The organism is Spirillospora sp. NPDC029432, from assembly GCF_040703975.1.
In the GTDB taxonomy this organism is placed as follows: Bacteria; Actinomycetota; Actinomycetes; order Streptosporangiales; family Streptosporangiaceae; genus Spirillospora.
This window is the reverse complement of the sequence record NZ_JBEZWH010000026.1, coordinates 90,213-100,913: the sequence shown is the minus strand read 5'-3', so window position 1 is coordinate 100,913 and position 10,701 is coordinate 90,213. Positions and strand designations below refer to the sequence as shown.

The window sequence follows — 10,701 nt, the reverse complement described above, 5'->3', positions numbered from 1 at the left end:
GGCCCGCCGCCCACCAGGAGCAGGGCCGCGTCCGGCCGCCGGTGCAGCGCCCCGCCCGGACGGGCCGCGCCGGCACCGGAACGTTCCGGGCGTACACCGCCGGATCGGCGCGCAGGATCGCCTCGTGCAGCTCGCGCAGCTCGCGCCCCGGCTCCAGGCCCAGCTCCTCGGCCAGGACCCGCCGCCCGTCGCGGTAGACGCCGAGGGCCTCGCCCTGGCGGCCCGCCCGTACCAGCGCCGTCATCAGCATGGCCCGCAGCCGCTCCCGGTACGGGTGCGCGGCGACCGGCCCCATGAGCGCGCCGACGAGCTCGTGGTGGCGGCCGAGGGCCAGCTCGACCTCGGCCGCCTCCTCGACGGCCGCCAGCCGCAGCTCCTCCCAGCGCAGCGCGCCCGCCGCGATGGCGGCGTGGTCCAGGCCCGCCAGCACGGGCCCGTCCCAGAGCGCCAGCGCGGCGCGGAACCGCCGCGCCGCCTCCTCCCGCCGCCCGGCCCGCGCGGCCTCCCGCGCCCGCCGCACCTCGCGCTCGGCCTCCAGCGCGTCGATCGTCCCCGCGCCGGCCGGGATCCGGTACCCGGGCCGAACGGTCTCGATCACCGGATGCGCGCAGCCCGCGTCCCGGAACGCCCGCCGCAGCCCCGACACGGCGATCGCGACCTGCGTGCGCGCGGAGGCGGGCGGCCGCTCGTCCCACACCGCGTCCACCAGCCGCTCGACCGGCACGATCCGTCCCGGCTCCAGCAGCAGCGCCGCCAGCACCGCCCTGGCCCGGCCCCCGCCGATGTCCACCGGCCCCCGCCCCGTTCCGGCGCGCAGCGGGCCCAGCATCTGAAACAGCACCTGATCGGTCACCCCGTCCGTCACCCTCTCCGTGGCGGTGTCCTGTCCTCGGCGCTAGCGCGGGGCGTCGTACCGGATACCGGCGCCCGCGATACCCGCAGATTGTTAGACACCGGTGACGGCGAGTAGTTCGCTCGGCGGGCCGCCCGGTTGGTAAAAACTTCGCGGCGGCCGGGGTCAGGCCGCGACGGGAGGCTTCGCCTTCGGGCGCGGGGCCGGGACGACGCCGCGCGGGCCGGGGAACGCGTACCGGACGATCTTCTTCCAGGTGCTGCCGACCTGCCTGGTCAGGGGGCCGGTGTGGTACGGGAGGCCGTACTTCTCGCACAGGGCCCGGACGCGCGGCGCGATCTGGGCGTGCCGGTTGCTGGGCATGTCGGGGAACAGGTGGTGCTCGATCTGGTGGCTGAGGTTGCCGCTCATCAGGTGCAGCACCCTGCCGCCGCTGATGTCGACCGAGCCCAGCAGCTGCCGGACGTACCATTCGCCCCTGGTCTCGCCGTCGAGTCGCTCCTCCCCGAAGACCTCCACGTCGCCGGGGAAGTGGCCGCAGAAGATGATCATGTGCGCCCACACGTTGCGGACGACGTTGGCGGTGAAGTTGGCGGCGAGCGTATGCGCGAACTGGGGGCCGCTCAGCAGCGGGAACGCGAGGTAGTCCTTGCCCCACTGGCGGCGGATCTTGCGGCCGATCGCGCGCAGCTTCTCCTTCGTCTCCTCGGGGTCGTTCTCGCCCGCCATGATCTTGTCGATCTCCAGGTCGTGCACCGCGACGCCGTACTCGAAGAACATCGCCAGCAGCACGTTGTAGATCGGCTGCGGCAGGTTCGCCGGGTGCCACGCCTGCTCGGGCGCGACGCGCAGGATGCCGTACCCGACGTCCTTGTCCATGCCGAGGATGTTCGTGAACGTGTGGTGCACGACGTTGTGGGAGTGCTTCCACTGCTCGGCCGGCGAGACGTTGTCCCACTCCCACGTGGTCGAGTGGATCTTCGGATCGCGCATCCAGTCCCACTGGCCGTGCATGACGTTGTGGCCGATCTCCATGTTCTCCAGGATCTTCGCGACGGCCAGCGTCGCGGTCCCGGCGATCCAGGCGGGCGGCAGCGAGGAGGCCATCAGCAGCGCCCGGCCGCCGATCTCCAGCCCGCGCTGCCAGCGGATGACCCGCCGGATGTACGCGGCGTCGGCCTCGCCGAGGTCGGCGAAGACCTCGTCGCGGAGGGCGTCCAGCTCGCGGCCGATCGCCTCGTAGTCGGCCGCGGTGAGATGCGAGATGTCGGTCATGTCGTCCCCCTGGTTCAGAGTTCGATCTCCACGGCGCCGGCGGCGGCCGAGACGCAGGTCTGGATGATGTCGCCTTCCTCGCCGTGCACCCGGCCGGTACGCAGGTCGCGCACCCGACCGGAACGCAGGCGGCCGACGCAGCTGTGGCAGATGCCCATCCGGCAGCCGCTCGGCAGCAGCGCGCCCGCGCCCTCCCCGGCCTCCAGCAGCGGGGTCGCGCCGCCCGCGTCGGTCTCGACGCCACTGGCGGTGAACCGGACGCGGCCGCCCTCCGCACCCTCGGCGGCGTTCAGCACGGGCTGGAAGCGCTCGACGTGAAGGCGGCGGGCGTCCGCGGGCCAGTGCGCCGCGATCTCGTCCAGCATCGCGGCGGGCCCGCACGCCCAGGTCTCGCGGTCGGTCCAGCCGGGGCACAGGTCGTCCAGCTCGGCGGGCTTGACGCGGCCGTCGACGGCGGTGTGGCGCTCGTGCAGCCGGAAGGCGGGCCGGCTCCGGGCCAGCTCGCGCAGCTCGGCGCCGAAGATCACGTCGTCCTCGGTCCTCGCCGAGTGGATCAGGACCGTGTCGGGCATGGTGCCGCGGGCGAGGTGGCGGAGCATCGCCATCACCGGCGTGATCCCGCTGCCGGCCGTCAGGAACAGCAGCCGCTCCGGGACGGGATCGGGCAGGACGAAGTCGCCGTCGGCGGGCGCGATGCGGACGATCGTTCCGGGCCGGATCGCGTGCACCAGGTGCCCGGACACCCGGCCGGCCGCCTTGACCGTGATGGTCAGCCGCCCGTCAGGGCGGGGCGGCGAGGACAGCGAGAACGTCCGCCAGTGCCGTACGCCGCCGATGTCCACCCCGATCTTCAGCCACTGTCCCGGACGGTGCCCTGGCCAGCCCGTACCCGGTCTGATCAGCAGGGATGCCGCGCCGGGCGCCTCGTGCCTGACGGCCTCGATCCGGCCGCGCGGGTCGGCGGCCGACCAGAGCGGGTTGATCAGCGTGAGGTAGTCCTCGGGCAGCAGCGGGGTGGTGAGGCGGCGCGCGGCGCCCGCCAGCCGCCGCATCGGAGTGGTCATCAGGGCCTCCCCGGGGCGCGGTAACTTACGCTTCCGTAACCTACGGTCGCGTAGGTGCCATCGGAAGGGGACCCGGGCAAAAGCGACGGGCATCACACCATCGCACGATGTAACAATGCGCGGTGTAATGCCCGTTGATAAAGCGGGGACCGGGTTTTGTCAGAACGGGGTGACCAGCGTCAGAACGGGGTGACCGGCCGCTCCTGCCGCACGCCGTCCACGAAGACGTCCACCTTCTCGTCGTAGAAGCACACCAGGCCCGCCGCGTTCAGGCTCTCGGGCAGCGGCGCCGGGTACGACCAGGCCAGATCCTTCTTCCCGAGGACCGACCAGTAGCGGGCCTCGCCCTTGTACGGGCAGCGCGTCACCGAGTCCGTCGGCTCCAGCAGGTCCATCCGGACATGCGTCTTGGGCAGGTAGTACCGCACCGGCAGGCCCGTCTCGAACAGCAGGCGCGGGCTGCTCGACTCCGCCACCGTCACGCCGTCCACCTCGATCCGTACATGCCGGGACGAGGCCAGCACGTCGACCCGGTGATGCGGGCTGCGCGGATGGGCGAACACCTCCTCGTCCTCCTCGAACCAGGACTCCATCGCGTCCCAGTCCAGCCGGACCAGCTCGGGGAGCGCGGCGGTCCGGCGCGCCGCACCCACCGCCTCCGCGCCGTCCACCCTGACCGTGTAGACGGTGTCGTCCCCGTCCTTGCGCTCGTCCGCCAGCTCCGCCCGGATGTCGGCGACCGGCACGTAGTACACGGGGTAGTAGGGGATCTCCCAGACCAGGGACGGCCGCGTGGTGTCGGCCACCAGGCGGCCGCCCAGGTAGGCCCGGACCCTCTTGGCGCTCTGCTCGACGCGCCGATGTGTGGAACCCATGTGAGGTGAACAACATCGGCGCGCTCCCTCATCCTTCAACGGCCGAGGAGCCCGGTCCGCGCTACGCCGCGGCCGCCTCGAACGGGTGGCCGCCCCGGAGCTCCAGGCGGGAGCCGGTGAAGCGGTCGCGCATCCGGCGGTCATGGGTGACCACCACCAGCGCCCCCTCGTAGACCGCCAGGGCCTCCTCCATCTCCTCCACCAGCGCCGGCGAGAGGTGATTGGTCGGCTCGTCGAGCAGCAGCAGATCGACCGGCCCGCTGACCAGGCGGGCCAGCTCGACCCGGCGCCGCTGCCCGTACGACAGCGCGCCGATCCGCCGCCGCAGATCGCCGGGCCGGAACAGGCCCAGCGACAGCAGCTCCTCCGCGTGCTCCTCGGGTACGCCGGGACGCCCCGCGGCGAACGCCCGCAGCACGGTCAGCTCGGGACTCCACGCGGACTCCTCCTGGCGCAGGTAGCCGACCCGCCCGGCGACCCGCACGTCACCCGCGTCCGGGCGGAGCTCGCCCGCCAGGACGCGCATGAGCGTGGTCTTCCCGGCGCCGTTCGGCCCGGTGACGAGCAGCCGTTCCCCGGCCTTGATGCGCAGGCCGGGGATGTCGAGGCGGCCGTTCACTCGTACGCCGTCGAGTTCGGCCCGCAGAACGCCCGCGCCCTCGGCCTGCGCGGACGCCAGTTCCGGGTCGAACCGCAGCGGGTCGGGCGGCGGCGGGACAGGCGCGCCGGTCAGGCGCTCGACACGCTGCTTGGCGTTGCGGATCCTGCTCATCGCGCCATGCCCCCGGCTCCGCGCGCGGAACGGGCCGGCCGCGAAGCACGCCAGCGGCAGCTTGCGCGGGATGGCGTCCAGGCGCACGACGTTGGCCTCCACGAGGCGCCGGTTGCGCGCCAGATCGTTCCGCCAGTCCTCGTACTCCCGCAGGCGCCGTCGGCGGTCGGCGGCCTTGGCGGCGAGGTAGCCGTCGTAGCCGTTGCCGAAGCGCGCCACCGAACCGGAGTCGACCTCCAGGATCGTCGAGGTGATCCGTTCGAGGAACACCCGGTCGTGGGTGATCGCGATGACGGTGCCCCGGTGCGCCCTGAGGTGCCGTTCGAGCCAGCCGACGGCCTGGTCGTCCAGGTCGTTGGTCGGCTCGTCGAGCAGGAGCAGTTCCGGGGACGAGGCGAGCGTGGCCGCCAGCGCCAGCCGCGACCGCTCGCCCCCGGACAGCGTTCCGAGCGGCCGTTCCCGGTCGAGGCCGGGCAGCCCGAGGCCGTGCAGGGCGATGTCGACCCGCGCGTCCGCCTCGTACCCGCCGCGGGCCTCGAACCGTGCGACGAGCTCGCCGTACATCTCCAGGTCCTCCCCGGAGAGGTCGGCCTCGGCCCGCCGCATCCGCGCCTCAAGATCGCGGAGGTCCGCCAGGGCGGCGTCGATCGCGTCGGCGACGGTCGCGGTGGGCGGGAGCTCCAGCGTCTGCGCCAGATACCCGATCCCGCCGGGCGCGACGACGGCCGCCTCCCCGCCGTCCGGCTCGACCCGCCCCGCGATGACCTTCAGCAGCGTGGACTTTCCGGAGCCGTTGTCGCCGATGACGCCGACCTTCTCGCCGGGCTTCACGGTGAACGAGACGCGGTCGAGTACGACCTGCTCGTCGTACCGCTTGGTGATCTCGGTGAGTGCTAGTTGACGAGTGCGCATGAAGGGCGCCCTCCTGTTCTCGGCCAAGCCGTCAGAACGAACGATGGAGGCGAATCCGCGCACGCCAGAGACGTCCCGTAACGGGCTACTGAAGGGCGAGTGCGCGGATAGGGCGCGACTGGGGCGGAGCGGGGCTCAACGCGGCAGCGCGCCGACTCATCACAGGTAGAAACTCATCAGCGGTGACTGTATAGATCAACTTGCCCGCACGTCAACCTTCTTCTCGCGCGTGGCTCCTGGACGGTATCGAACGCGAATACGGGCGGTGACCGGAGCGCCGCTGGAATACGCCTCACGCCGAGACGTAGCGTGGGCCTACTGCCGGGAACGACAGACGGGACGACCAGGTGCGCGCAACGAGTGTGATCAGCGTGACGATGGCGCTGACGCTGGCCGCCATGGGCTGCAGCGACGCCGCCGAACGGCCCGAGGCGGCCCCCAAGACGCCACCGGCCGGATCCCCAACGGGAACGGACGCGTTCTACAAGCAGCGACTCTCTTGGTCCGACTGCGGAGGCGGCTTCCAATGCGCCAAGGCCGAAGTCCCGCTGGACTACACCAAGCCCGCCGGCGGGAAGATGCGCATCGCCCTCATCCGCATGCCCGCCAAGAACAAGTCCCAACGCATCGGATCGCTGTTCACCAACCCGGGCGGCCCGGGAGGCTCCGGCGTCGACTTCATCCGGCAGGCCGCCCCCAGTTTCGGCAAGGACCTGCGGGAACGCTTCGACATCGTGGGCTTCGACCCCCGCGGCGTGGGCGCCAGCGACCCCGTCAAATGCATGGACGGCCCGCGCCTCGACAAGTACCTCAGCACCGACTCGTCCCCTGACGACCAGCAGGAGGTCGAAGCGCTCGCCGCGGAGAGCAGGAACTTCGCGCAGGCGTGCCAGAGCAACTCGTCCGGCAGCCTCCCGTACGTCGGCACCCTGAACGCCGCCCGCGACATGGACATCCTGCGCGCGGCCGTAGGCGACGCGAAGATGACGTACTACGGCGCCTCCTACGGCACGTACCTCGGTGCCTTCTACGCGGAGCAGTTCCCCAAGAACGTCCGCGCGCTCGTCCTGGACGGCGCCGTCGACCCCAAGGTGTCCTCGACGCAGACCCTCGTCGAGCAGGCCAAGGGCTTCGAGACCGCGTTCCGCGCGTTCGCCGCCGACTGCGTCAAGCGCGCCGACTGCCCCCTGGGCAAATCCGAGGACGAAGCCGTCAAATACATCTCGGACTTCCTCGCGAAACTGGACAAGACACCCCTGCCGCAGCGCCGCGACAGCCGCAAGGTCACCGAGTCCTGGGCCGCCATGGGCATCGCGACCGCCCTCTACGCCAAGGAGACCTGGACCCTCCTGCGCCAGGCCATCGTCCAGGCCGCCCAGCAGAACGACGGCACCCTCCTCATGGTCCTCGCCGACCAGATGGTCGAACGCAAAGAGGACGGCTCGTACAGCAACCAGACCGCCGCCAACATGGCCGTCAACTGCGTGGACAAGCCCAACCCCGCGGACCTGGCCGGCTACCAGAAGTACGTGGACACCGCCAAGAAGACCTCCCCGCAGTTCGGCCCCTTCGTCGTCTGGGGCGGCCTCCCCTGCGTCTACTGGCCCGTCCAGACCAAGGAACAGCCCAAGGCCACCACCGCCAAGGGCGCGGCCCCCATCCTCGTGATCGGCACCACCCGCGACCCGGCCACCCCGTACAAGTGGTCCCAGAGCCTCGCCTCCCAGCTGGACTCGGGCGTCCTCCTCACCCTGGAGGGCGACGGCCACACCGCCTACCTCCAGGCCAACCCCTGCATCAGCCAGGCCACCGACCGCTACCTCGTCACCGCGAAGCCCCCCGCGAACGGCACCGTCTGCCGCTGATGCACGCACTCCCCAAGACCCGGTAGACTGCTGCCCGCCGTCCTCGTACGGCGAACGCCGCCTTAGCTCAGTCGGCAGAGCGGTTCACTCGTAATGAACAGGTCATCGGTTCGATTCCGATAGGCGGCTCCAGCTCAAAGGCCCCCTCCGATCTCCGGAGGGGGCCTTTTGCTAACAGGCTTGCTAACAGCAGCGTTCAGGCGACCTCGCCCATGACCCGGGCGAACACCTCGGCCGCCGCCACCTCGGCCGACCTGATCACGTGCGCGTAGACCCGCAGCGTGATCGCCGGGTCGGCGTGCCCCAGCCGCGCGGCGACCACGTGGACGGGAACGCCCGCCAGGAGCAGCGTGGTGGCGTGGACGTGCCGAAGATCGTGAACCCGCGCGCGGGGAAGCGGCTTCGCCGGCCGAGGCCCTTCCTTGGGCGCGTTGTAGGCCCGGATGGTCTTCGCCATCAGCCAGCCGACCGAGTCGGGATGGATCGGCTCGCCCCAGCCGGTCGCGAACACGTACCCGTCGGCCGCGCCGCGCCACTTCTCGCCCACCTGGAGCTTCTCGGCGGCCTGAGCCTTCCTGTGCTCTCGGAGAACGGCCACCGTCTCCTCGTCGATGGAAACGCCCCGCGACCGGCCGCTCTTGGTGGCTCCCTCGATCCGCTCACCATTGATCACCCCGGTGGATCCGGTGATCGTGATCTGCTTGCCGTCGAAGTCGATGTTCGACCACCGCAGGTGGAGCAGCTCCCCGCGCCGAGCGCCGGAGTACGCGGCCAGGTGGTAGAAGGCGTACAGCCGATGCGGCTTAACGGCCTTCAGGAAGGTCTGTAGCTGCGCAGTCGTCCAGACCTGCCCCGGCTCCCCGAGCACCGCCTTGGGACGCTTGGCGCGCTCTACAGGGTTGCTCGGGATCAGTTCGTCCACCAGGACGGCGTCTTGGAACGCCTTACGGAGGATGGCGTGCGTCCGGGACACCGTCGAGATGCCGAGCGGCTTGCCGCCCTCTCCGCCGGCGGCGAGGAGATCGCGGTAAAGCTTGGCGATCCGTGCGGGCCGAACGGCCTGGAGCCGCATGGGGCCGATGTGCGGCTTGATGTAGAGCCGGATCATGGTCCGGTAGCTGGCCAGCGTTCGAGGGCGGATCTCCACCGCGTGCGACTCGATCCACTGGTCCAGGTAGTCGCTCACGGTGATGGCGTTCCGGTCGATGTACTCACCGCGCCGAGCCTTCACGCGAGCCTCGTCGCGAGCGGCCTTGGCGTCGTCCTCAGTGGCGAACCCGCTCACCCACTTGGGCTTTGATAGGCCGGTTTCGGGGTCGGTGACGCGGATGACGTAGGACCAGGTCTTGCCCCGCTTCATGACACCGTCGCGAAGCTTGGGGGTGCTCTTCTTGGGCTTGCGCGGCTCGTCCGGTGTGGCGTTGACAGCGGTCATCAGGCGGCCTTCTCCGTGTCCATGAGGGCGTTGATGTAGGCGTTCAGGGCGTCGAGGGGAACGCGGCGGGAGCCGTCGATGCGGATCGAGCGGATGTCGCCGGTGGCGAGGAGTTGGTAGAGCTTGCTGCGGGAGATCGCGAGTGCCTTGGCGGCTTCCGGCACGGTCAGCAGCAGTCGGGTCATGTAGGCGTCCCTTCATAGGTGCTGATGGGTGGGAGCGTCCTGCCTGTGAGTGCGGCGGTGAGGAGTGCTTCGCCGGGGGTGAGTCCTTGTCCGAGGTAGCGCCAGTGCGCGACGACCAGGACCTCGTCTTCTTCGGTGAGGGGTAGGCGTCCGGTGGTGATGCCGTGGTCGCGTCGGTTGTGGTCGATGCGTGCTTGGCGGAGGGCGCCGAGGGTGGTGGAGTAGCGGCGGGATTTGGTGGAGAAGTGGCCGCGGAAGCCGAGCATGTGTGCCCAGTCGGTCAGCCGCAGTTCGGCCATCTCTTCCAGGGCGCCCAGGCGCAGGCATTCGGCGATGAGCCGCCGCGCGTGCGCGGTCACCGGCAGATCGTCAACGTCGTCGGTGGCGCGCACCCGGCGGTCGAGGGTGCCGACGCACTCAGCCGCCTTGGTGGCGTACTTGGCGATGTAGCCCGCCACGGCCTGATCGGTGAGCTTGCCCGAGGCGGTGATGGCGCGAATGTCGACCTGGTCGCCCCACGCCAGGGACCGGGCGGGGACACCCGGCGCGGCCGGACTCTGCACGGTGACCGCCCCGGCAGCGGCGCGGACGGCGTCGGCCAGGACGTCGCCGGTGGCCCAGCCGGGCGGGGGCGTGTCGGGGCCGCCGGGTCCGTCGAGGCGGATCACGGCGTGGAAGTGCACGACGCCGCGCCGCTGGTATTCGGCGACCTTGGCGAACGACACGGTCAGTGTCTCGCCAAGGTCTTTGAGGGTGAGGCCGGCGGCTTTGGCCAGGCGCCGCCGCAGCGCCATGGTGAAACGCCGCCACAGTTCCGGGGCGAGGGCGTTGAACAGCACCGACCCGGCGTAGTCGTAGCACTCGCTGCACAGCGGTTGGCCGAGTCGCCCGTCATCGGCAGCGTGCCGGACGGTGCACGACAGCGCCCGGCCATGCGGACACGTCCCCGCGTTGCGCCGAGGGTGGCACGGCGCCACCGCCCCTCCTGGCTTCTCTCGACGCGCATGCACCGGCCCGAAGGAAGGGGCGGTGAGGGTGACGAACGCGGCCGGATGCTGGGTGACGGTGGCGGGGACGCCCTTGCCGCCGGTCAGGCCCGCGCGCACCAGTTGGTAGGTGTCGGCGCGGTAGATCTCGGCGCAGGAGGGGCAGCGGGAGGCGCGGCGGGTCTTGCACGCCACCCGCAGCACCCCGCCCGGCTCCCGCGCGGTCGAGTAGTGGTGCAGGATCTCGCCGGTGAGCGGGTCGAGGTAGTGCACCCGCCCCCGCAGATGCACCGGTTGCGCACACCCGCCCATCCGTCGAGTGCGCGCGGCCCAAGCGCCGAAGTCGCGCCGGTTGAAGCGGGCCGCCATGTCCCGCGCCGCCACCGGCGAGACCACCGGCGAGGAGGCGGAAGCAGTAGAAGCGGGTGCGGAGTCGTGCACGAGCGCTGATCTCCTATCCGTCGAGCGGGAGCCGTAGG

At 71.2% G+C, this 10,701-nt stretch carries 9 protein-coding genes and 1 tRNA gene; 2 read left to right on the top strand and 8 right to left on the bottom strand.

Features of this window, described 5'->3' with window-relative positions; all coding sequences use genetic code 11:
* The 5 genes from AB0881_RS21740 to AB0881_RS21720 form a co-directional block, all read right to left on the bottom strand.
* On the bottom strand, positions 1 to 853 hold an 853-nt coding region (locus AB0881_RS21740; RefSeq protein ID WP_366619202.1), incomplete at its 3' end, for an AfsR/SARP family transcriptional regulator.
* A 165-nt stretch (positions 854 to 1,018) separates the two neighbouring features.
* Entirely contained in the window at positions 1,019 to 2,128 is a 1,110-nt protein-coding gene (locus AB0881_RS21735; RefSeq protein ID WP_366619200.1) for an acyl-CoA desaturase, read from the bottom strand.
* A gap of 14 nt (positions 2,129 to 2,142) precedes the next feature.
* Positions 2,143 to 3,192: a ferredoxin reductase gene (locus tag AB0881_RS21730; protein WP_366619198.1), complete on the bottom strand. Its 1,050-nt coding sequence runs from the start codon at positions 3,190 to 3,192 to the stop codon at positions 2,143 to 2,145.
* 179 nt (positions 3,193 to 3,371) lie between these two features.
* Positions 3,372 to 4,067: a DUF427 domain-containing protein gene (locus AB0881_RS21725; RefSeq protein ID WP_366619197.1), complete on the bottom strand. Its 696-nt coding sequence runs from the start codon at positions 4,065 to 4,067 to the stop codon at positions 3,372 to 3,374.
* 61 nt (positions 4,068 to 4,128) lie between these two features.
* Complete coding sequence (locus AB0881_RS21720; protein WP_366619195.1) at positions 4,129 to 5,751, bottom strand: TlrC/CarA/OleB/SrmB family ABC-F type ribosomal protection protein; 1,623 nt, start codon at positions 5,749 to 5,751, stop codon at positions 4,129 to 4,131.
* A 347-nt stretch (positions 5,752 to 6,098) separates the two neighbouring features.
* Between AB0881_RS21720 and AB0881_RS21715 the strand changes: the two genes are divergently transcribed.
* Together AB0881_RS21715 and AB0881_RS21710 are read left to right on the top strand one after the other, a co-directional pair.
* A complete protein-coding gene (locus AB0881_RS21715) occupies positions 6,099 to 7,616 on the top strand; it encodes an alpha/beta hydrolase (protein WP_366619193.1) in 1,518 nt (505 codons plus the stop codon).
* A 56-nt stretch (positions 7,617 to 7,672) separates the two neighbouring features.
* Positions 7,673 to 7,748: transfer RNA gene (locus AB0881_RS21710), tRNA-Thr, on the top strand.
* 64 nt (positions 7,749 to 7,812) lie between these two features.
* Here AB0881_RS21710 and AB0881_RS21705 read toward each other — a convergent pair.
* The 3 genes from AB0881_RS21705 to AB0881_RS21695 are packed head-to-tail and all read right to left on the bottom strand — an operon-like array spanning position 7,813 to position 10,606.
* Positions 7,813 to 9,051, bottom strand: a complete 1,239-nt coding sequence (locus AB0881_RS21705) for a tyrosine-type recombinase/integrase (protein ID WP_366619191.1) — start codon at positions 9,049 to 9,051, stop codon at positions 7,813 to 7,815.
* Positions 9,051 to 9,236 carry a helix-turn-helix domain-containing protein gene (locus AB0881_RS21700; protein ID WP_366619189.1) on the bottom strand — a complete coding sequence of 62 codons (186 nt, stop codon included), beginning with the start codon at positions 9,234 to 9,236 and terminating at the stop codon, positions 9,051 to 9,053. Before AB0881_RS21700 ends, AB0881_RS21705 begins: the two co-directional genes overlap by 1 nt.
* A complete protein-coding gene (locus tag AB0881_RS21695) occupies positions 9,233 to 10,606 on the bottom strand; it encodes a replication initiator (RefSeq protein WP_366619187.1) in 1,374 nt (457 codons plus the stop codon). The genes AB0881_RS21700 and AB0881_RS21695 overlap by 4 nt, the downstream gene beginning before the upstream one ends.
* Positions 10,607 to 10,701: the final 95 nt, after the last annotated feature.

What these genes read in the sequence shown, in the direction of transcription:
- AB0881_RS21720 (WP_366619195.1), bottom strand. Translation starts at nt 5,751, where the DNA reads ATGCGCACTCGTCAACTAGCACTCACCGAGATCACCAAGCGGTACGAC.
- AB0881_RS21705 (WP_366619191.1), bottom strand. Translation starts at nt 9,051, where the DNA reads ATGACCGCTGTCAACGCCACACCGGACGAGCCGCGCAAGCCCAAGAAG.
- AB0881_RS21700 (WP_366619189.1), bottom strand. Translation starts at nt 9,236, where the DNA reads ATGACCCGACTGCTGCTGACCGTGCCGGAAGCCGCCAAGGCACTCGCG.
- AB0881_RS21730 (WP_366619198.1), bottom strand. Translation starts at nt 3,192, where the DNA reads ATGACCACTCCGATGCGGCGGCTGGCGGGCGCCGCGCGCCGCCTCACC.
- AB0881_RS21735 (WP_366619200.1), bottom strand. Translation starts at nt 2,128, where the DNA reads ATGACCGACATCTCGCATCTCACCGCGGCCGACTACGAGGCGATCGGC.
- AB0881_RS21725 (WP_366619197.1), bottom strand. Translation starts at nt 4,067, where the DNA reads ATGGGTTCCACACATCGGCGCGTCGAGCAGAGCGCCAAGAGGGTCCGG.